The sequence below is a fragment of the Corynebacterium sp. 2571A genome (assembly GCF_055700935.1).
In genome coordinates this window covers 145,026-166,085 of sequence record NZ_JASTTE010000001.1, presented here as the reverse complement: position 1 = coordinate 166,085, position 21,060 = coordinate 145,026, and the positions used below count along the sequence as shown (strand labels likewise).

The following is a 21,060-nucleotide window of genomic DNA, read 5'->3' as shown; positions in this document are numbered from 1 at the left end:
GCTATTAAAAGCCGTTGGCCTATAGTCTAGCCCATTTAATAGCGGGTGGCAAACAAACTCCAACTATTGATAGGTTTGCCTCAGTCAGGGTTCGTGCAGCCCCTGCCTAGCCCCCAGTGTAGGTCCAAAACCGGATTCGGCGCCTGGTAAATTCAGGATGATGAAACACCACTCCGCAGCCGACGACGCGCGCGTCACCGACCTGGCACTTGCCGCCGGGCGCGGTGACCGCCGCGCGCTGACGGAGTTCATCCGCGCCACCCAGGACGACGTCTGGCGCCTCCTGGCCCACCTGGCCGGGCCCGAAAACGCCGACGACCTAGCGCAGGAAACCTACCTGCGGGTCATCTCCGCCCTCCCCCGCTTCGCCGCCCGGTCCTCGGCGCGCACCTGGCTACTCTCCCTCGCCCGCCGCGCCTGGGTGGACAACATCCGCCACGACATGGCCCGGCCGCGCAAGTCCGCCACCTCCTACGAAGACGCCGCCGCCCAGGCCCCCGCCCTGGAAAACTCCGCCACCTGGAGCGACTGGATTGATGCCCGCGCGCTCATCGACGCCCTCCCCGCCGACCGCCGCGAGGCCCTCATCCTGACCCAGGTGCTGGGCTATACCTACGAGGAAGCCGCCAAGATCACCGGCGTGCGCGTCGGCACCATCCGCTCGCGCGTCGCCCGCGCCCGCAAGGACCTCATCACCGCCACCGAGGCCAGCCAGAACTCCGAACGCTAGTTCCGCGCTAGGACCGACTACTGGAAACGAGTACAGGGGAAGAAAACTAAGGCCAACCCTTAAGCCTCCGGCGCCGGGGCCAGATTGTGCCCAAATAGTGACAAAAGCGTGAAAAGCTGGGCACATCCAGGCCGGGACACGTGGCCGGCCGGTTAGCATTGTGAATTTCCGGGTGGTCTATCTGGTGTTTGCCCGGAAAACCAGGCCGGAAACGGGTAAGTTCTTAAATCGTACGTTTAAGGCCCGCCTCGGGCTACGCTGCTTTTTTGATAACAGATTTGGGGTTTAACTTCCATGTTTAAACGCGCCATAGCAATCTCGATGGCGTTCATCGGCGTCGTCGTCGGCGCCGGCTTCGCCTCCGGCCAGGAAGCCATGCAGTACTTCGTGGCATTCGGCGAATGGGGCCTAATCGGCATCGCCTTGGCCGCCGGACTGATGATGATCACCGGCATTTCCATCCTGCAGTTAGGCTCCTACTTCCAGGCCTCGGAGCACACCGCCGTCTATGAGAAGGTCTCCGGGCCGATTACGTCCCGGATCCTCGACTGGTCCACGCTGGCCACGCTGTTTAGCATCGGCTTCGTGATGTTCGCCGGCGGCGGCTCGAACATCACCCAGCAGTTCCCGAGCGTCCCCGTGTGGGTGGGCGGGACCGTCATGCTGGTTTTGGTGCTGCTGGTCGGCCTGCTCGACGTGGACCGCGTGACCACCGTCATCGGCACCATTACGCCGTTCATCGTCATCTTCATCGTCCTGGCCACCGGCTACACCATCATCACCGCGGACGTGGACTTCAACCAGATGCACGAGTGGACCACCAGCAACGTGGACACCACCCTGCCGAACTGGTGGATTTCAGCGCTGAACTACACCGGCCTGAACGTCATGTGCGCGGTGTCGATGTCCATCGTCATCGGCGGCAACTTCCTGGACAACCGCGCCGTCGGCTGGGGCGGCCTCATCGGCGGCATCATCTACCTGGTCCTGCTGGCCCTGCTGGTCTTCTCCCTGTTCTTCGTCGCCCCGACCGTCAACGGCCAGGACATGCCGGTACTGGAGCTCATCAACACCATCCACCCAACCCTGGGCTACGTCATGACTTTTGTCATCTACGGCATGGTCTTCAACACCGCGGTGGGCATGTTCTACGCGCTGGGCAAGCGTCTGACCCGCTCCAAGCCGCAGCTGTTCTACCCGGTCTACTGCGTGGCCTGCCTCATCGGCTTCGTGCTGTCCTTCGTGGGCTTCCAGCAGCTGGTCAGCAACGTCTACCCGATCCTGGGCTACCTCGGCCTGCTGATGATCGCCGTGATGTCCGTTACCTGGATCCGCAGCCGCGGCAAGCTCACGGACGAGTCCGACCGGCGCATGCGCGCCCGCACCCTGGTGCAGCGCAAGCTGGACCCGCGCGAGCGCTTCACCAAGAAGAACGAGCGCGAGCTCGCCCGCTTGGCCGCGGCCTCCAACATGGCCACCGGCGAATTCGAGGAGACCGTCGCCGAGGAAATCTACGAAGAACTCGAGGCGGACGAGGAACTCGAGGACTTCGACCGCGAGGATCTGGATCCTTCCGTGACCTACGTCCAGCACACCAAGCCGGAGGTTCCGTCTGCTGACAACGACCTCGACTTCGACGGACAGGCTGACAACAACGCCGGCGGCAAAGGTTCCACGCCGCAGTCCGGCGCCTCCCCCGCCTCGCAGGACTAGCGCCTAGCCCCGCCCGTCCGGATCGATTAAAGGCTCACCCATGCGGGTGAGCCTTTTGCTTTGGGTAAATGCCTGGCTTAGACCAGCAGCTCGGCGATCTGGATGGTGTTGAGCGCCGCGCCCTTGCGCAGGTTGTCGCCGGCGACGACCAGGACGAGGCCGCGGTTGTCGTCCACGGTCTGGTCCTGGCGCACGCGGCCGACCAAGCAATCGTCGATGCCGGTGGCGGCCAGCGAGGTCGGCACGTCCACGACCTTCACGCCCGGGGCGTTGCCCAGCAGCTCCAGGGCCTGGTCCGGGGTGATGGACTTGTCGAACTCCGCGTGAATGGTCATGGTGTGGCCGGTAAAGACCGGGATACGCACGCAGGTGCCGGCGACCTTCAGATCCGGCAGGCCCAGGATCTTGCGCGACTCGTTGCGCAGCTTCTGCTCCTCGTCGGTCTCCAGGGAACCGTCATCGACCAGGTTGCCGGCCATCGGCAGCGCGTTGAACGCGATCGGGGCGACGTAGGGGCCGGTGTCCTCGCCGTCCAGGCGGGAGCCGTCGTGGACCAGGTCCACGTTGTGCTCGCCGACCTGGTAGACCTGCGCGGCGAGGGTCTCCACGCCGGCCAGCCCGGAGCCGGAGACGGCCTGGTAGGAAGACACGTGCAGCTGGCGCAGGCCGGCGGCATCGCTCAGCGGCTTCAGCACCGGCATGGCTGCCATGGTGGTGCAGTTCGGGTTCGCGATGATGCCCTTGGGCAGATCCTTGGCCTCGCCCGGGTTGACCTCCGCCACGATGAGCGGGACGTCCGGGTCCTTACGGAACGCCGAGGAGTTGTCCACGACCGTGGCGCCGGCCGCCGCGAAGACGGGAGCCCACTGGCGGGAGGTGTCACCGCCGGCGGAAAACAGCGCGATGTCCACGTCCGCGACGGAGTCCTCGGTGACCTCGGCCAGATCCTCGACCGTCACCTGCTGGCCGGCGAATTCCAGCTCCGTGCCGGCGGACCGGGAGGAGGCGAAGAAGCGAATCTTGTCCAGCGGGAACTTGCGCTCCTCCAAGATCTGCCGCATCACGCGGCCGACTTGCCCGGTTGCCCCTACTACCGCCACGGTGGTCATGATTGTAAAACTCCTTGTCTCCTGTACGTACCGTACTTGTATGGTTGGTGCTGTTGCAGCGCGCTTTAGCGTCCGGTTCCAGCATAGACCGTGGCGGTTTCGTCGCCGCCCAGCTGGAACTTCTCGTGCAGCGCCCGGGCCGCCTTGTCCAGGTCGGCCTCGCGGGTCAGCACGGAAATGCGGATCTCCGAAGTGGAGATGAGTTCCATGTTGACGCCGACGTCGCGCAGGGCCTCGGTGAAATCGGCAGTCACGCCCGGGTGCGACTTCATACCGGCGCCCACCAGGGAGACCTTGCCCACCTGGTCGTCGTAGAGCACGTTGGTCCAGTCGCCCTCACCGCGCAGCTTGGACAGCAGCTCCATGGCGCGCGGGCCGTCGGCGCGCGGGCAGGTGAAGGTGATGTCCGTGCGGCCGTCGTCCAGGGAGGAGACGTTCTGCAGGACCATGTCAATGTTGATCTCGGCATCCGCGATAGCGCGGAAGACCTTGGCCGCCTCGCCTGGGCGGTCGGGGATGCCCAGGACGGTCACCTTGGCCTCGGACTTGTCAGTGGCGACACCGGTCAGTACTGCTTCTTCCACGGGAATATCCTCCATCGACCCGACGATCAGGGTGCCGGGGTCATTGCTATAAGACGAGCGAACTCTTAACGGAACATTAAAGGCGCGGGCGTATTCAACGCTGCGCAGCACCAAGATCTTGGAGCCGACCGCGGCCAGCTCCAGCATCTCTTCGAAAGACAGCTTCTCCAGCTTCTGGGCGTCCGGCACGATGCGCGGATCGGCGGTGTAGACGCCGTCGACGTCGGAGTAAATCTCGCACACGTCGGCGTTCAGGGCCGCGGCCAGCGCCACGGCGGTCGTATCCGAACCGCCGCGGCCCAGGGTGGTCACGTCGCGCGACTCCTTGTTCACGCCCTGGAAACCCGCCACGATGCAGATCTTGCCCTTGTCGAGGGCCTCCGTGATCCGCCCCGGGGTCACGTCCACGATCCGGGCGTTGCCGTGCCGCTCCGTGGTCAGCACGCCGGCCTGGGAGCCAGTAAAGGACTGCGCGTGCGCGCCCAAGGATTCCACGGCCATCGCGACCAGCGAGTTGGAGATGCGCTCACCGGCGGTCAGCAGCATGTCCATCTCCCGGCGCGGGGGCACGGGGTTGACCTGTGCGGCCAGGTCCAACAGCTCGTCCGTGGTGTCCCCCATGGCGGAGCACACGACCACCACGTCGTTGCCGGCCTTCTTGGTGGCGACGATCCGCTCTGCGACCGCGCGGATGCGCTCGGCCGATTCCAGGGAAGAGCCACCGTATTTTTGAACGACTAAGGCCACGTGCTGTTGCCACCTTTCGCGAATACTTGTCTTCGTGAATACCTGTCAGTTGGTAGTCAAGTGCTCATGTTACCCCGCGCAATTCGCGGAGCCAGCATTTACATGCACCTCTTTCATGGTAGAGCTTTTTGCGCGACATCGGTGCCCCAATGGGCACGAAATTCCGTGGCATTTACTACGGTTGGGTAGGTGTTAAGCAATCTCGTCGCCATCTTCTTTGCCTTGGCCTCGGCCCTCACCGTGGCCTGGGGAACGGTGGTACGGCACCGGATTGCTCTCGATGCCCCCTCCTCGGTCATGCGCACCGCCATGACCCAGCCGCTGTGGTGGGTGGGCACCTTCGCCGCGCTGGCCGCCTACGGTTTGCAGGTCATCGCCTTAGGCTTTGGCACCCTGCTCATCGTCCAGCCCATCCTGGTCATGTCCCTGATGTTCACGCTGCCTTTGGCCGCCTGGTATTCCCGCCGCCGCATGAGCGGGCAGGAGATCGGCTGGTCCCTGGTGCTAACCGTCGCGGTGGGCACGCTCATCATCCTGGGCCGCCCCAGCGCCGGCAAGCCGCAGCCCGCCGTCTCCGACTGGGCGCCAGCCCTGCTGGTGGGAATCACCGTCATGGCGGTACTGGCCGCCATCGGCTGGCGCCACCGCAGCCAGCGCGCCCTGATGCTCGGCACGATCTGCGGCGGCATTTACGGCTATGTGGCGGTGCTATCCAAGGCGGTCGTGGATATCTTCGCCCACTCCGGCGTGGGAGAGCTCCTGACCAGCTGGGAGTTCTACGCGCTGATCGCCACCGCCGCCACCGGCACGGTGGTCCAGCAGTATTCTTTCCACGCGGGCCCGCTCAAGCAGTCGCTGCCCGCGATGACCATCGTCGAGCCCATGGTGGCCTTCCTACTGGGTTATGCCATCCTGGGCGAGAAATTCCAGATCACCTCCGCCGCCGGCTGGACGGTGATGGGCCTGGCCCTGGCCCTCATGATCGCGGCCACCATCGTGCTTTCCCAGCAGTCCGTCAGCAGCGGCGAGCAATCGCGCAGCGAACCGCACTAGCCGCCGAACCGCGCTAGCCGCCAACCCGCGTTAGCCGCCTAGATGGCCCACTCGAACACGGCGAGCATGTAAGCCGAAAACCAGGCGCCGAATAGCACCCATAGGGCCACCAGCAGCCCCATGACCCAGCCGGGCAGGCGGCGGAAGCCGGACACCAGCAGCGGCAGTACCACGATGACCGCCGGCAGCAGCAGCCGCGGGCGCGAGTGCATGATGCCGTCGGAGGCCAAGACGTTGACCATCAGCGCCGCGCTAAACCACCACGGCGCCAAGCCCATCCGGCGCCACGCCAGGACCAGGCACAGTGGGGCGGCCAGCATGACGGCGGTGGTCAGCAGGAAGCCCGCGTTTTCCGCGCTGGTCAGGCTCGTGGCCACCCAGCGCAGGCTGGCCAGCCCGCCGTCGAAGCCGGAGTTCCAGTGCTTCTGCTGGGTCCCGAAGTACCCACCCACCGCGGTTAGGTGGGAATTCGCCCAGGCCAGGTAGGCCACCAGCGGTACCGCGGAGACCGCCAAGCCGGCCCACGCGGACCACTGCCGGCGGCCGTAGAACAGCACGGCCAGGGCGAAGGCGGCGAGCATATCCACCGCGGTCAGGCGCACCAGGCCCAGGCAGAACACCAGCGCCGCCGCGGCCGGCCAACGCCTGTCCCACAGCGCCACCAGGGCCCAGATGGCCAGCGCTCCGAAGAGCGCCTCGGTATAGGGCATGGCAAAGACGATGGCCATCGGCGCGCCGGTCACCATCGCCGCCGCTGCCAGCCGGTAGCCCCACCCCGGCGCGGCCCCGCAGCTTAAGGCCACCCGGTTGGCCAAGGCCATGGCCCCGGCGGCCAGCACGACGGTCAGCGCGAGGTTGAGCACCACCGCCAGGGTGGAATAGTGCACCCCGGTCAGCGCGTGCCCGGCGCGCAGCAGGAAGGGGAAGCCGGGAAAGAACGCCAGGGTCTTCTCATAGGCCGGGCCGCCGCCGGCTATCTGGGCGTCGAAGTAGCCGTGAGCGGCGATCTGCGTGTAGTACTCGGCGTCCCACTTGTTGAGCAGGTCCCCGAGGCGCTCGCCGTTGGCCGCCCCCATCCCCGCGAGTACCCCCAGGCGCAGGGCCGAACCGCCCAGGCCGACGGCCGCGGCCCCCGCCCAGTCGCGGCGGTCCAGCCGGGGTGCGCCGGCACTCTTGGTTTCTTCCACGTCTGGAGATGGTAGCCGCCCGCCGCGCGCACGGGAAGCCGCAGCACACCCCTCGCGCTGCTGGGCCCGTCCCCGCGGGGCGTCGCCACAGCCCGGATTTTCCCATCTGATGAAATAAAAGAATATTTAGTTGCCACCCCGTGGAATGGCATGTAGTCTGTGCCACATGACTTCGCGGCAGATGCTACTACTTATCAGCCGCGGCGGGATTTAGCCCCAGCCCGGTTTGCCCGACGGTAAAGGATGCAGGCACTGCATTCCCCCCGGCCGGCAGATTGCGGTCAGCGCCCCGCCGCGGCGACCTCGCCGCGCCCGTGCCGGCTTATCCCCCACGCTGACCGCCCCGCACTTCGCCGGAGGGCTCACCCAATCACCACCACCCGGTTGTGACGCCACGCGCATACTCCGCGCCACGGATCGCACGGCCTAGCCCGCGACCGCCGCCCATTAAGGCAAACCAGCTAATAGCAACCACCACGAAGACCACGCAGAATAGGAACCACACCATGAGCCCGAACGACGCATTCATCTCCGCCCCGCGCGAAATCACCACCCCGGCCGGGCCCCGCCGGGAAGGCCAGCCGGCCTGGAATAAGCAGCGCAATTCCTCCATGCCGGTAAGCCGCTACCAGCCGTTTGCCACCGAGGTAGAAGACATCCGCTTGCCGGACCGCACCTGGCCAGACAAGACCATTACCCACGCGCCGCAGTGGTGCGCGGTGGATTTGCGCGACGGCAACCAGGCACTCATCGACCCGATGAGCCCCGAGCGCAAGCACCGCATGTTCGACCTGTTGGTCAAGATGGGCTACAAGGAGATCGAGGTCGGCTTCCCCTCGGCCTCCCAGACCGACTTCGACTTCGTCCGCGAGATCATCGAGCAGAACAAGATCCCGGAAGACGTCACCATCCAGGTGCTGGTCCAGGCGCGCGAGCACCTGATCCGGCGCACCTTCGAGGCCTGCGCCGGCGCCAAGAACGTCATCGTGCACTTCTACAACTCAACCTCGAAGCTGCAGCGCCGCGTGGTCTTCCGTAAGGACAAGCCGGCCATCAAGAAGCTGGCCACCGACGCCGCGAAGTTGATCCGTGACATCGCACAGGACTACCCGGACACCAACTGGCGCTGGGAGTACTCGCCGGAGTCCTTCACCGGCACGGAGCTGGAATTTGCGGTCGAGGTCTGCGACGCGGTCGTGGACATCATGGATCCGAGCCCCGAGGACCCGATGATCATCAACCTGCCGTCCACGGTGGAAATGATTTCGCCCAACGTGTACGCGGATTCCATCGAGTGGATGCACCGCAACTTCGCCCGGCGCGCCGACATCATCATGTCCCTGCACCCGCACAACGACCGCGGCGAGGGCATCGCCGCCGCGGAGCTGGGCTACCTGGCCGGCGCCGACCGGATCGAGGGCTGCTTGTTCGGCAATGGCGAACGCACCGGCAACGTCGATCTGATCACGCTGGGCCTGAACATGCTGACCCAGGGCGTCGATCCCCAGATTGATTTCACGGATCTGCCGGCCATCCGCGAGACGGTGGAATACTGCAACCAGCTGCGCGTCCCGGAGCGCCACCCCTACGGCGGCGAGTTGGTCTTCACCGCGTTTTCCGGCTCCCACCAGGACGCCATCAACAAGGGCTTGGACGCCATGGCGGACCAGGTCGTGCCGGGCGCCAACAACACGGAGGTCTCCTGGGACAAGCTGCGGGAGACCACCTGGGAGGTGCCCTACCTGCCCATCGATCCGAAGGACGTGGGCCGCGACTACCAGGCGGTCATCCGCGTCAACTCCCAGTCCGGCAAGGGCGGGGTTGCCTACATCATGAAGACCGACCACGGCATCAACATGCCCCGGGCCATGCAGAGTGAGTTCTCCGCCGTGGTCCAGGCGGTCACGGACGCCGAGGGCGGCGAGATTAACTCCAAGAACATGTGGGACATCTTCGCCCAGGAATACCTGGATCGCACCTCGCCGCTGGAGCAGGTCCACGTCACCATCGACAACGCGGAGGCCGCCGGCGGCGCCACGCAGTTAACCGCCGAGGTCGTCTACAACGGTGAGAACTCCACCGTGCGCGGCTCCGGCAACGGCCCCATCGCGGCTTATGCCAATGCCTTGGAGGCCCTGGGCTTGGAATTCGAGGTCATCGAGTACTCGCAGCGCTCCCGCAGCGCCGGCGACGACGCGGAGGCCGCCTGCTATATCGCCGCCGACGTCAACGGCACCAAGGTCTGGGGCGTAGGGATCGCCGGTTCCACGACCACCGCTTCCCTGCGCGCCATCGACTCCGCGGTCAACCGCGCGCTGGCCTAGCGCTTCCCGCAGCGCCCCCTAGTAAGGATTCTTTCCTTCCCCCGGGGCGCCGGAGCGCTATTTGGTCTACCCGCCTTGTTCGCCCCTAAAACCCTGGGGTTTACCGACATTTCCCTACATAGTGCCTCCTGACGGCAACGGCCGGGCGCGGGCCCGCATTAGCAATTGCTGGCCTATAGCTGCTTAGATATTACTTTGGTACTACAAACAGCGCCGGCGCGCCCACGCGCGCGCAGCCGCACGCGCGGGCTTTAACCACAGGATTCTTTGTCAGGAGGCGGAATGGACTCTACCTACGCGGTCCCTTTCCGGGGCTTCGGCACAACCCGCAAGCTCCCCGTACAGGGAGTATCCCCGGAGGTCTTCACCGACCTTTTGTCTTCCCGCCCCCAGCGCCTGGTGGATTGCATCTTGAGCTCCCGCGCCACCGGCACCGGCTTCGACGTGCGGGTCGACGGCCTGGTCATCGGCCAGCTGGCACCCGAATACGCCAACGCCTACTCGGAGCTTGACTGGGTCCTGGCGGCCGGCTTGTCGCCCCTGGTCACCGCCGAGGTCCGCCTGGCGGAGGACTGGCCGGAGTTTTCCCTGCTGCTGCCGCGGCCGGGCCTGTGCGTTCCGGTCAACAACCCGCCGGAGACCCCCTGGGCCATGCTGCCGGGCAGCGACTGCGGCTCGGGCCTGGTGCTGCGCGATTTCGCCGCCGGGCTACCCCACCTGCCGGAAGGCGACCAGCACGTCCTCGTCACCCTCAAGGCCGAGCGGCGCCTGACCCGCTACCGCGTCCACGTCATCGTCGACGACCACCGCGTGGGCGAGCTCTCCGGGCCGCAGGCACAACGCCTGGCCCGCACCGTGGTGCACCTGAACCACTCCGGCCGCACCGCCGTGACCCGGGGCTATTTCTCCCGCGCCGCCGGCACGCCGGTGCTGACCGTCTTTGCCTGCTCCGATGCCCGCCCCAACCACGGTGCTACCGTGGTGCTGGCCTCCACGTCCGCGGCCGCCGCAGCGCTGACCGCCCTGGCCGCCGCCCGGGCGGAGGCCTCCACCGCCGAGGCCTCCTTCTTTAGCGGTGCGGCCGGCTCCTCCGGCGCAGCCGGTCTCGGGGCCGCCGGGGCCGCGGCGGCCACCTCCACCACCGCGGCCACCTCCACCACCGCGACCACTGCGACTACCGCAACCACCGCCGCCGCGGTCGGGGCGGGCAGCGCCACTGGGATTAGCACCTCCGCCCTGGCGGTGGCCTCGAGCGTGCTGGTCGCCGTGGGTGGTTTCGCCATCACCTCCGCGACCTGGAACGGGAGACACCAGCCGGACGACTCCGTTGAGCGCACCATCGCCGCCTCCTCCCCTAGCCGGCCTTCCGCCCCGGCGCGCTCCCACCGGCCCGGTTCCGAGGCCCCCAGCTCCGCTGACACCAGCACGGGTACCACCCGCGCCGCCCAAATCGCGGCGCCGACCGCAACGGAGCCCGGCCATCCCGGCGAGCCCCAGCCGGTGCTGGCGCAGCTGGGCCTGCCCGAACCGGCCCGGGCCCTGGCCGCTCCGATCCTCCCGCTGCTCACGGATCCGATCCTGGCAGGCTTCTTCGATCCCCAGCTGAGTGCCCCCAGCACCCCTATCATCGGCCAGGGCAGCTCCCCCGCCGCGGAGCCCACATACGGCTCCACCGTCACCACGCCCCAGGCCACCCGGGGACCCAGCACCCGCGCCAAGAGCACCGCGCGCCCCACGCGTGCCACGGAGACCACGACCGAAAGCCCGCGGCCTTCGGGGCGCCCGCGTTCCGCGGAGCCGACAGAGGATTCGACGGCGCCGACAGTCCCGCAGGATCCGACTGACACGGATTCCACCACGCCCACGACACCGACGGCTCCCACCACGTCGACGACGTCTTCGGCAACCACCCCGACCACCGAGACGCCCACGACGCCGGCTGGGGAGGCGAGGCCAACCACTTCCGTGTGGAGCGCGGAGACCACCACGACTATCCAGGTGACTTTTACAGCCAGCCCCTCCACCGAACCGGTAGAGCCGACTCCTTAAACGCCGCGCCGGTCTTGGCGGGAGGGGCCCTGCTAATCGTCCCAGCGGAAAAACGGTGAACTAGACTATCCTCAATGAGTACTTCACCTGCGCGCCCGAACAACGGTTCCGGCTCTGGGGCCGGCGATGGGGCAGAATCTGCGCCCGCGGCTGGGGCGACCCCGCCCAAGCCGCACGACCCGCGCGCCCAGCGTCCGGAGGACGCCGCGGCGGAACAATCCGCCACCGCCGCTGCCAACTTCCCCTTCGTCGCCCTGACCGTGCAGACCACCGGCATCCACCCGTCCACGGCCCGGCTCGTGGCGCTGGACGCGGTGACCTTCAACGCCGCCGGGGAAGTTGGCCAGGATTTCCACGCCGTCCTCAACCCCGGCAGCGATCCCGGCCCTAGGCACCTGCACGGGCTCAGCCACGAGGAGGTCTCCGCCGGCCAGAGCTTCTCCCGGATCCTCAAGCCCCTGGACCGCCTCCTGGACGGCCGCACCCTGGTCGTTCACGACACCCCCTTCGCGTGGGGTTTCGTGGTCTCCGAAGCCCGGCGCGCCATGACGGCCGCGGCCCGGCAGAACCGGAGCCGCAACCGCAACCGCGGCAACAACCGCCGGCGCCGGCAGAAGGTCGGCCACGTGCCGGCCCCGGAGCGGATCATCGACACGCTGGCCTCCGCGCGGCGCCAGGGCGCCCAGCTCGTCGACATCCGGCTGGCCACCACCGCCCGCCACTGCGGGGTGTTGACCCCGAGCGCGGTCGCCACCACGGAGCGGGCCAACGTCCCGGAATCGCAGACCTCCCGCGAGGCCACCGAGCTTCTCGTGGCCCTCTACCTCGCCCAGGCCGAGCGCGGGCCGCTGGCCACCACCACCCCGGACGAGGTGCGCGGCGATAAATTCGGCCTGCAGCGCTCGCACCTGCGCGTCGACGCGGAGGAGGCCCCGCGCATCCACCAGAACCCCGGCCCCTACCGGCCCGGGCACGAGCTGGAGCCGGGCATGGAGATCGTCGTGGCCCCGGAGATCACGGCGGACCCGGACGAGATCATCGCCGCCATTACCCGGCACGAACTCAACTACTCGGAAAAGCTCAGCCGGGAGACCTCCCTGGTGGTCTGCAACGTCACCACCGACCTGGTGGGCAAGCCCATGCACGCCCACCGCAAGGGCATCCCGCTGATGTCGGACCAGGCCTTCCTCGAGGCCGTCGAGCGCATCACTCCCGCCAGCGAGCAGCCCGGCGCGGACAACGCCGCGGCGCACGCGGCCGAGGGGAACACCACCACCGGCGCCAGCCGGGGCGCACGCAGCTCCCGCGGCGGCCGGGCCGAGGACAACGGCTCGCGCCGCTCGCGCCGCAGCCGGCGGCGGCGCCGGCGCAGCAGCCGCGGCGGGGCGAACCGTTCCGGGGCCCACAACTCCAGCACCCAGTCGGCAGCCGCGCCGGAGCATCCGGCGGGGGCGAAAACCGACTCGCCGTCGCCGAGAAACGGCGAAGGCGCAGGACAGGGCGGCTCCCGCGGCTCCCGGCGCAAGCGCGGCGGGCGGCGGCGCGGCGGGCGCGGCGGGCAGCGCAACAGCAAACCGCAGGCAAATTCTTAAAAACCCACCCGCGTGCACAATCGCGCCCGGGCCCACCGGCGGACTAACCTGTAGCCTATGAGTTTTAACCTACGCAGAACGCTCAGGAAAGTGCGGACGTCCGTCGCCACCTCGGCCGCGAACCTGGCCACCACGGCTTCCCGCGCCACCGGGCGCGGCGCCGGCGGAATGATCGGCGGTCTGGTGGCCAACGCCATCGACCCGAGCATCATGTCCTCCCTGGGCGCCGGCCGCCCGGCCGTCCTGGTCACCGGCACCAACGGCAAGTCCACCACCACTCGGATGCTGGCCGCGGCCCTGCGTACGCGCCACACCGTGGCCACCAACGACGGCGGCGACAACATGGACGCCGGCATCATCTCCGCCCTGCTGGCGGGCAAGGACGCCTCCCACCTGGTCCTCGAGGTCGATGAGCTGCACGTGCCGCACGTGGCCGACAACCTGAACCCGCAGGCGCTGGTGCTGCTGAATCTCTCGCGCGATCAGCTCGACCGCGTGGGCGAGATCAACAAGATCGAGCGCGCCCTGCGCTCCTGCGTTAAGGCCCACCCGGATATGCTGGTCATCGCCAACTGCGACGACGTGCTGATGACCTCGGTGGCCTACGACGCCCCCAATGTCATCTGGGTGGCGGCCGGCGCCGGCTGGCTGGGCGATTCCGTGACCTGCCCGCGCACCGGCGGCCACGTGGTCCGCGAACCGGAGGACTGGTACGCGGTCAAGAAGCTGCCCGACGGGCGCGAATTCCGCCGCCCGCAGCCGGAGTGGACGGTCAGCGACGAGGGCATCGTCAGCCCCGCGGGCACCTACCCGCTGAACCTGGCGCTTCCCGGACGCGCCAACCGCGGTAACGCGGCCCAGGCCGTCGCCGCCGCCGCGGAGGCCTTCGGCATTGCTACCGATGCCGCCGTGACCGCCGTGGAGAGCATCGACGACGTGGCCGGGCGCTATTCCACCATCACCCGCGGCGAGCACGAAATCCGCCTGCTGCTGGCCAAGAACCCGGCCGGCTGGCAGGAAGCGCTGTCCATGGTGGACCGCAGCGCGGACGGCCTCGTCATTGCCACCAACGGCCAGGTGGCCGACGGCGTGGACATGTCCTGGCTGTGGGACGTGCGCTTCGAGGACTTCGAGGGCATTTCCGTCAAGGCCGCCGGCGAGCGCGGCACCGACCTGGCGGTGCGCTTGGTCTACGCGGACATTACCCACGAGCTCATCCCGGATCCGGTCCAGGCCATCGACGCTTGCCCGCCGGGCCGCGTGGAGGTCCTGGCCAACTACACCGCCTTCCGCGATCTGAAAAAGGCCCTCGAGCGCGACGCCGATGCACAGCGAGACAACTCGGAGAACAAGGAGAACCGCCATGCCTAATACCCTGTCCATCGGCCTGATTCTTCCCGACGTCTTGGGCACCTACGGCGACGACGGCAACGCCCTGGTACTGCGCCAGCGCGCCCGCCTGCGCGGCTTCGACGCCGAGATCGTGCCCATCAAGCTAGGCGAGGCGGTCCCGGAACAGCTCGACATCTACACCCTCGGCGGCGGCGAGGACTCGGCCCAGATCCTGGCCGCGGAGCACCTCATCTCCGACGGCGGCCTGATTCGCGCCGCGCACGCCGGGCGCCCTATTTTTGCCGTCTGCGCGGGCCTGCAGGTCTTAGGCGAGTCCTTCCGCGCCTCCGGGCGCGTGGTCGACGGCGTCGGCCTGCTGGACGCGACCACCTCTCCCCTGCAGGAACGCGCCATCGGTGAGGTCCAGTCCACCCCCTGGGCGGCCGGCTACACCAGCGAGCTGACCGAGCCGCTGACCGGCTTCGAAAACCACCTGGGCGCGACCATCCTGGGCCCGTCGGCCCAGCCCCTGGGTATTGTCAAGCGCGGCACCGGCAACAGCGATGCCGCCGCCACCGCCGACCTGCCCGACGCCAAGCAGCAGCGCGTCGGCGAGGGCGCGGTCCAGGACAGCGTCATCGCCACCTACATGCACGGCCCGGCCCTGGCCCGCAACCCGCAGCTGGCCGACCTGCTGCTGGCCCGCGCCACCGGCCAGCAGCTCCAGGACCTGGCTCCGCTGGATCTGCCCGCGGTACAGCAGCTGCGGGCGGAGCGCCTGGCCTAGACCGTCAGGCGGCCCGACAGGGCGCGCGACAGCGTCAGCTCGTCCACGAATTCCAGGTCGCCGCCCAGCGGCATGCCGGAGGCCAGGCGGGTTATCCGCAGGTCCGGGAAGTCCTTGAGCAGGCGCACCAGGTAGGAAGCGGTGGCCTCGCCCTCCGTGTTCGGGTCGGTGGCCAGGATGACTTCCTTGATCTCCGGCGTGGAGTCGTACTGCGGGTTCTCCTCCGTGGAGTCCGCGAGCTCCCGGTCGGGCAGCACGCCGCCGATGCGCTGCAGCAGCTGGGAGATGTTCAGGTCCTTCGGGCCGATATTGGCCAACGGATCCAGCGCCCCGCCCAGGACGTGGTAGCGCCCCTCGTATTCGCCGGTGCGCTCGATGACCTGGATGTCCTTCGGCTCCTCCACCACGCAGATGGTGCTGCGGTCGCGCTGCGAGTTCACGCAGATGCGGCAGACCGATTCCCGGGAGATATTGCAGCAAATCCGGCAGAAGGTTACCCCGTCGCGCACGGCGGCCAGCGCGTTGCGCAAACGCTCGATGTCCTCGGGTTCCATGTGCAGAATGTGAAAGGCGATCCGCTGCGCGCTCTTCGGGCCCACGCCCGGCAGCCGGGAGAGCTCGTCGATGAGATCCTGCAAAGGTCCTTCAAACACCGGGCACCGACCTACTTTCTTTACTCCGGGAAAGGCAACGAGAACAAGAATAAGGCCGCAGCCTGCTTTCTCCCAAAAGCAAACCGCGGCCCGGTACAGCCGGCTACGTCACGCAGCCGGGGGCAAGACTAACCCATCAGGTTGCCCATGTCGCCCGGGGCGCCGCCGCCCATGCCCTGGGACAGCGGGCCGATCTTTTCCTGGGCCAGCTCGCCGGCCTTCTGGTGGGCGTCCTTGAAGGCGCCGATGACCAGGTCCTGCAGGGTCTCCACGTCCTCCGGATCCACGACGGACTTGTCGATCTTCAGGTCCTTGAGCTCCGCGCCACCGGTCATGGTGCAGGTCACCAGGCCGTTGCCGGCGGTGCCTTCGACCTCAGAAGCCAGGATTTCTTCCTGGGCCTTCTGCAGTTCGGCCTGCACGCGGGCGGCCTGGGCGATCAGTTCATTCATGTCTGCGGGTTGATCCGGCTGGGTCATGGCTATGCCTTTCTCTCAAGAAAATTTAGGGATAAATTCGCCAGTGCCCGAGTCTACCGCCAAAACTCGGGCGTTGAAGAGGCTGCGTGCCCCTGATCGCTACAAGCGACGCGCCCCCAGCTGATCGCTGAGCAGCTCCATCGCCACTTCCAGAGCACTGCGGTGGTCGCGCTCCCCGGTCTCCTGGGCCGCGGCCGCCATCATCTGCTCTTCCTCGTCCCGCAGCGCCGCCGCGTCCTGCGGGCCGGGCTGGCCCTGCCCCGGTGCCGGCCGCGGCGCCTGCCCCTGCTGCGGGGCCGCTGGCTGACCGGCCGGTTGTTGCGGCACGTAGTCGTCTTCCGGCGGGATACCGTAGCCTTCCTCCGGGCCCGGATCCGGCGGCAGCGGCACCCCGTTGCTGAAGGTGTTGGCGTCGCGCTTTTTCGCCTGCGCCGCCGCCTGCTGGATGCGGTCCTGCCAGCTAGGGCGCGCGTTAGCGGCATTCCCACCGCCGGCGCTCGCGCCTGCACCCCCACCGGACCCCTGTGCGGTGGGCGCGGCGGGCGGGGCCTGTTGGGGCTGCGGGGACGGTGCCTTCTCCGGCTCTTCCGGCCCACCTAAAGGCCGCGGGCTGCCCCAGCCAGATTTATCCGCGGGTTGCGGTTCGGGCGTGGGTGCAGCAGAGCTAGGCCTCTCGGACTCCTGATCGTCGCTGGATTCGCGCTGGTTTTTCTGCGGGTCCCAGGCCGGCTTGGCGCCCGGCTGGGCGTTGAAGCCCTGCTGCACGGGGTCGGTTCCTACCACGCACTCGATGCGGAGCTCGACCTGGTATTCCTCGCGCAGGACCCGCTGCAGGTCCCCGGCGTTTTCCGGGGCGTTCAGGCGCTGCGCCAGCGCCCCGGTGGTGTGTCCTATAACCAGCGTGTTGTCCCGGATGCCCAGCACGCGCGCCTCGGTCAGCATGATCTCGGCGACCTTGTTGGTCGTGCCCACGCGCTCGCGCAGCGTGGCCCACTGGTTCCGGATAGCCGCGGTCAGCTCCTCCGGGTCGGCAGCCGCGGCGGCCTGAGCCGCCGGTGCAGATTCCGCGCCCGGCTCGGAGTCGTGCGCGGCATCCTGCGCTTGCTCCGGTGCTGATTCTGCGCTCTGCCCGGACTGCTCGGCGTTATCCGCCTGCTCAGTGGGCTCCGCTTCTGGACGCTCCCGCAGGTCCGGCTGCGGTGCCTCCTGCCCGGCGCGCTCGGGCGGCTGAGGCGCGTGTGCCGGCTTCGCGTCCGCGCCGTTCGGCCCCTGCTCGGCGGCCACCGCCTGCTGGGGCTGTTCCTGCTGCGCCTCAGCCGCTGCGCCCTCCGCCGGCTGCTCACCCGGGTGCTCGGCCGGCACCGGCTTTTCGACGTGGACCGGTGCCGGTGCCTGTGCAGCTGCCGGTTCGGACCCGTGGTTATGGTTGCCCTGAGCCTGGGCGCTTTGAGCCTGGCTGCCGTGGGCTTGGGCATCGCGGTTTTGAGTGTTGCCCTGCTGCTGGCGCTCCCGGCGGGCGGCGGCTATTCGGGCGGCGGTGGCCGCCGCGGCTGCCGCGCCCTCCTGGGCGGAGCCGGCGGGCCGGGCCTGAGTCTGTTGCTGCTGCGGCTGGCCAGACTGGGTTTCCTGGCTGGACTGACCGCTGGCGGCCGACATCGTCGGCCCCGCGGCCGGGCGGGCGGCGGAGACCAGGTGAGCGCAGAGGATTTCCAGTAGCAGGCGCGGCGAGGTCGCCCCGCGCAGGCCGGCGATCTGCTCGCTGACGGTCTCGGCCAGAAAGACCAGGTGGTCGCCGCTGAAGCGCTGCGCCTGATCGGTCAGCGCCTCGGCGCGGTCGGCGGGGGCGTCGACCAGCCCGGCGGAGATGGCGTCCGGGACGGCTTGGAGCACCATGAGATCGCGCAGGCGGTCCAGCAGGTCGACGGCGAAACGGCGCGGCTCGTGACCGGCCTCAATGACGTGGTCGACCAGCTGGAACAGCCCGGCCTTGTCGCCGCTGGCCAGGGCGGCGACGGCGTCGTCGATGAGCGTGATGTCCGTGACGCCCAGCAGCGGGCGGGCGAGCGCGTAGGTCAGGCCGTCCGGGCCGGCGCCGGCCAGCAGCTGGTCCAGGATGGAGAGGGTGTCACGCGGGGAGCCGCCGCCGGCCTGGATGACCATGGGGTAGACGGAGTCTTCGACCTGCACGCCCTCGGCGGCGACGGTGCGCTGCAGCAGCCCCTTCATCGCCGGCGGGGTTAGCAGCCGGAAGGGATAGTGGTGGGTACGCGAGCGGATGGTGCCGATGATCTTTTCCGGCTCCGTCGTCGCGAAGATGAAGATGACGTGCTCCGGCGGCTCCTCGACCACCTTGAGCAAGGCGTTCGCGCCCGAGGCGGAAATCATGTGCGCCTCGTCGATGATGAAGATACGGTAGCGGGACTCCGCCGGGGCGTAGTAGGCGCGGTCGCGCAGCTCGCGCATGTCCTCCACGCCGTTGTGGGAGGCCGCGTCCAGCTCGGTGACGTCCAGGTTGCCCGGCCCGCCCGGGGCCAGGGAGACACACGACTCGCAGACCCCGCACGGGGTGGAGGTGGGCCCTTCCACGCAGTTGATCGAGCGCGCCATGATGCGCGCCGAGGAGGTCTTGCCGCAGCCCCGCGGCCCGGAAAACAGGTAGGCGTGGTTGATGCGCCCCGAGTCCAGGGCAGCCGACAACGGGGTGGTGACCTGTTCTTGGCCTACCACCTCGGAGAAACTTGCGGGACGATATTTCCGGTAAAGAGCCACGCCGTAAATCCTACCGCTTAGCCATCGGCCCGGGAGAAGTCGAGCAGGTCAATCCCGCCGTCGGCGACCGCCTGCTGGAAAGGCCCCACGCCTTCGTCGGCGGCGTAGGAGTATTCGGCGTCGGTGAGCACCAGCAGCTGGCAGATCAGCGTCAGGCGTTTGTCCTCTGCCACCTGCGGGGTCTGCCCGCCCCAGAGGTAGGGGGCGATGAGCAGCCCGTGCCGGGCCGTGACGGATTCGTCGCGCTCCAGGGCGCTGCCCGCGGCCATGTTCGGCAGCAGCACGCCGGGCTGGGCCGGGATGACCCCGGCCGCCGCCGCAATCTGATCCGCGGCAGCCTGCACCGCCGCCGCCACCGTGGCGGGGGTAGTCCGGCCCACGGCCAGCAGCTCACAGCGCACGTCGACGCCATCGTCGGCGCGCTGCAGGCCGGTATCAACCTGGCTAAAGCCCACGGTAACCGCCAGCGCCTGGCCGTCGCCGAGCTCGGCGGTACCGATCCGCCAGCGGTTGCCACCATCAGCGGAGGAGACGTCGCGGAACTCCAGGGAGGCCGGGATTATCTGATCGAGCCAATACGCAATTTCCGTGTTGTTAATTGCGCTACGCCCCCAGCTTCTCGAGGGCGGCCAGAAGGACGCAGACGGCCACGCCGTCCATGGCGGCCTCGACCTCTTCCAGCGGCGGCATCGACGGCGCGAGCCGGATGTTGCGGTCGTTCGGGTCCTGGCCCAGCGGGAAGGAGGAACCGGCCGGGGTCAGCACAATGCCGGCCTCCTTGGCCAGCTCCCACACACGGGTGGCGGTGCCGTCGATGACGTCCAGGGAGACGAAGTAGCCGCCGGTGGGCTTGGTCCACTGCGCGACCTCGTACTTGCCCAGGCGCTCGTCCAGGATGCGCAGCACGGCCTCGAACTTCGGGGCCAGCAGCGCGGCGTGGCGGCGCATGACCGCGCGCACGCCTTCGGCGGAGCCGAAGAACTCCGCGTGGGCGAGCTGGTTGACCTTGTTCGGGCCGATACCGCGCTTGCCGGCGATCGACTTGAACCAGTCGAGGTTCGCCTCGGAAGAAGCCATGAAGCCCACGCCGGAGCCGGCGAAGGTGATCTTGGAGGTCGAGGAGAAAACGAAGAAGCGGTTGGGGTTGCCCACCTCGCGGGACAGCCCCAGCACGTCGATGATCTCCGGGAATTCGTCGGTCAGCGTGTGGACCGCGTAGGCGTTATCCCACATGATGCGGAAGTCCGGGGCGGCCGTGTCCAGGGAGGCCAGCTCGCGCACGACCTCCTCGGTGAAGGTAACGCCCGACGGGTTGGAGAACATCGGCACGGCCCACATGCCCTTGACCTGCGGGTCCTTGACCAGTTCGCGGATGGCCTCCACGTCCGGGCCATCTTCCAGCATGGGCACGGTGACCATCTCAAAGCCGAAGCGCTCCGTGATGCCGTGGTGGCGATCGTAGCCCGGCACCGGGCAAATCCACTTGATCGTTTCTTCCTGGCTCCACGGGCGCTCCGAGTCGTTGGTGCCGAAGGTGTAGGCCCAGGAGATGACGTCGAACTCGAAGTTCAGGGAGGAGGAGTCCCCGGCCATCAACAGGTCCGGGTTGATGCCCAGCAGCCTGCCCCACAGCTGGCGGATATCAACGATGCCCTGCAGGTTGCCGTAGTTGCGCACATCCGCGCCGGTGGCGTCGGTGTAGTTGTTGCGGCCCGGCAGCTCCAGCAGGTCCTCGGACAGCGCCAGCTGCTCCTTGGAGGGCTTGCCCCTGGTCAGATCCAGTTTCAGGCCCTTAGCCTTCAAATCTTCGTAATCGGCACGAATCTGAGTTGCTAGTTCGGCGCGCTCCGCCGCGCCCAAATCTAGAAGAGACATAGGAGCTAGTCTGCCTACCTTCCGGTATCCGAGGTGAGAGATCAGTGATTGCTTATTGGCCCCCTAGCATAGCGCCG

General features: G+C 68.0%; 16 protein-coding genes. 8 read left to right on the top strand and 8 right to left on the bottom strand.

The window, feature by feature from the left end:
• Positions 1-160 precede the first annotated feature (160 nt).
• The gene (locus QQS53_RS00910; RefSeq protein ID WP_472774113.1) at positions 161-730 is read left to right on the top strand and encodes an RNA polymerase sigma factor; all 570 of its coding nucleotides are present in this window, start codon (positions 161-163) and stop codon (positions 728-730) included.
• 294 nt (positions 731-1,024) lie between these two features.
• Complete coding sequence (locus QQS53_RS00905; RefSeq protein ID WP_472774112.1) at positions 1,025-2,443, top strand: YkvI family membrane protein; 1,419 nt, start codon at positions 1,025-1,027, stop codon at positions 2,441-2,443.
• A gap of 77 nt (positions 2,444-2,520) precedes the next feature.
• On the opposite strand, the gene QQS53_RS00900 is transcribed toward QQS53_RS00905, so the two are convergent.
• Positions 2,521-3,552: an aspartate-semialdehyde dehydrogenase gene (locus QQS53_RS00900; RefSeq protein WP_472774111.1), complete on the bottom strand. Its 1,032-nt coding sequence runs from the start codon at positions 3,550-3,552 to the stop codon at positions 2,521-2,523.
• Between the two features lie 65 nt (positions 3,553-3,617).
• Positions 3,618-4,883, bottom strand: coding sequence for an aspartate kinase (locus QQS53_RS00895; RefSeq protein ID WP_472774110.1), 1,266 nt, complete (start codon positions 4,881-4,883; stop codon positions 3,618-3,620).
• Positions 4,884-5,072: 189 nt separating this feature from the next.
• On the opposite strand from QQS53_RS00895, the gene QQS53_RS00890 reads away from it, so the two are divergent.
• Positions 5,073-5,936, top strand: a complete 864-nt coding sequence (locus tag QQS53_RS00890) for a DMT family transporter (RefSeq protein ID WP_472774109.1) — start codon at positions 5,073-5,075, stop codon at positions 5,934-5,936.
• Between the two features lie 38 nt (positions 5,937-5,974).
• Here the strand turns inward: QQS53_RS00890 and QQS53_RS00885 are convergent, their stop codons facing one another.
• Positions 5,975-7,123, bottom strand: a complete 1,149-nt coding sequence (locus tag QQS53_RS00885; RefSeq protein WP_472774108.1) for a mannosyltransferase family protein — start codon at positions 7,121-7,123, stop codon at positions 5,975-5,977.
• A 506-nt stretch (positions 7,124-7,629) separates the two neighbouring features.
• On the opposite strand from QQS53_RS00885, the gene leuA reads away from it, so the two are divergent.
• The 5 genes from leuA to QQS53_RS00860 all read left to right on the top strand — a co-directional run bounded on the left by leuA (position 7,630) and on the right by QQS53_RS00860 (position 15,207).
• On the top strand, positions 7,630-9,447 hold the full coding sequence (gene leuA / locus QQS53_RS00880; RefSeq protein ID WP_472774107.1) for a 2-isopropylmalate synthase: 1,818 nt from the start codon (positions 7,630-7,632) through the stop codon (positions 9,445-9,447).
• 282 nt (positions 9,448-9,729) lie between these two features.
• Complete coding sequence (locus QQS53_RS00875) at positions 9,730-11,496, top strand: hypothetical protein (protein WP_472774106.1); 1,767 nt, start codon at positions 9,730-9,732, stop codon at positions 11,494-11,496.
• A 74-nt stretch (positions 11,497-11,570) separates the two neighbouring features.
• Positions 11,571-13,088, top strand: a complete 1,518-nt coding sequence (locus tag QQS53_RS00870) for a DNA polymerase III subunit epsilon (protein ID WP_472774105.1) — start codon at positions 11,571-11,573, stop codon at positions 13,086-13,088.
• Positions 13,089-13,145: 57 nt separating this feature from the next.
• Positions 13,146-14,459 carry a MurT ligase domain-containing protein gene (locus QQS53_RS00865; RefSeq protein WP_472774104.1) on the top strand — a complete coding sequence of 438 codons (1,314 nt, stop codon included), beginning with the start codon at positions 13,146-13,148 and terminating at the stop codon, positions 14,457-14,459.
• Positions 14,452-15,207 (top strand): type 1 glutamine amidotransferase, encoded by a 756-nt coding sequence (locus QQS53_RS00860; RefSeq protein ID WP_472774103.1) that lies wholly within the window; start codon positions 14,452-14,454, stop codon positions 15,205-15,207. The genes QQS53_RS00865 and QQS53_RS00860 overlap by 8 nt, the downstream gene beginning before the upstream one ends.
• On the opposite strand, the gene recR is transcribed toward QQS53_RS00860, so the two are convergent.
• From recR to QQS53_RS00835, 5 genes are all read right to left on the bottom strand, one after another.
• Positions 15,204-15,860, bottom strand: coding sequence for a recombination mediator RecR (gene recR, locus QQS53_RS00855; RefSeq protein ID WP_290224279.1), 657 nt, complete (start codon positions 15,858-15,860; stop codon positions 15,204-15,206). The genes QQS53_RS00860 and recR overlap by 4 nt on opposite strands.
• Positions 15,861-15,988: 128 nt before the next feature.
• The gene (locus QQS53_RS00850) at positions 15,989-16,339 is read right to left on the bottom strand and encodes a YbaB/EbfC family nucleoid-associated protein (RefSeq protein ID WP_290224277.1); all 351 of its coding nucleotides are present in this window, start codon (positions 16,337-16,339) and stop codon (positions 15,989-15,991) included.
• A gap of 99 nt (positions 16,340-16,438) precedes the next feature.
• A complete protein-coding gene (locus tag QQS53_RS00845; RefSeq protein ID WP_472774102.1) occupies positions 16,439-19,108 on the bottom strand; it encodes a DNA polymerase III subunit gamma and tau in 2,670 nt (889 codons plus the stop codon).
• Positions 19,109-19,125: 17 nt separating this feature from the next.
• Positions 19,126-19,563: a suppressor of fused domain protein gene (locus QQS53_RS00840; protein WP_472774101.1), complete on the bottom strand. Its 438-nt coding sequence runs from the start codon at positions 19,561-19,563 to the stop codon at positions 19,126-19,128.
• Positions 19,564-19,711: 148 nt separating this feature from the next.
• Positions 19,712-20,983, bottom strand: coding sequence for an aspartate aminotransferase type Ic (locus tag QQS53_RS00835; RefSeq protein WP_472774100.1), 1,272 nt, complete (start codon positions 20,981-20,983; stop codon positions 19,712-19,714).
• Positions 20,984-21,060 lie beyond the last annotated feature (77 nt).

Coding starts and splice junctions, on each gene's coding strand:
- QQS53_RS00910 (WP_472774113.1), top strand. CDS start 161: ATGAAACACCACTCCGCAGCCGACGACGCGCGCGTCACCGACCTGGCA.
- QQS53_RS00905 (WP_472774112.1), top strand. CDS start 1,025: ATGTTTAAACGCGCCATAGCAATCTCGATGGCGTTCATCGGCGTCGTC.
- QQS53_RS00900 (WP_472774111.1), bottom strand. CDS start 3,552: ATGACCACCGTGGCGGTAGTAGGGGCAACCGGGCAAGTCGGCCGCGTG.
- leuA (WP_472774107.1), top strand. CDS start 7,630: ATGAGCCCGAACGACGCATTCATCTCCGCCCCGCGCGAAATCACCACC.
- QQS53_RS00875 (WP_472774106.1), top strand. CDS start 9,730: ATGGACTCTACCTACGCGGTCCCTTTCCGGGGCTTCGGCACAACCCGC.
- QQS53_RS00870 (WP_472774105.1), top strand. CDS start 11,571: ATGAGTACTTCACCTGCGCGCCCGAACAACGGTTCCGGCTCTGGGGCC.
- QQS53_RS00865 (WP_472774104.1), top strand. CDS start 13,146: ATGAGTTTTAACCTACGCAGAACGCTCAGGAAAGTGCGGACGTCCGTC.
- QQS53_RS00860 (WP_472774103.1), top strand. CDS start 14,452: ATGCCTAATACCCTGTCCATCGGCCTGATTCTTCCCGACGTCTTGGGC.
- QQS53_RS00850 (WP_290224277.1), bottom strand. CDS start 16,339: ATGACCCAGCCGGATCAACCCGCAGACATGAATGAACTGATCGCCCAG.
- QQS53_RS00835 (WP_472774100.1), bottom strand. CDS start 20,983: ATGTCTCTTCTAGATTTGGGCGCGGCGGAGCGCGCCGAACTAGCAACT.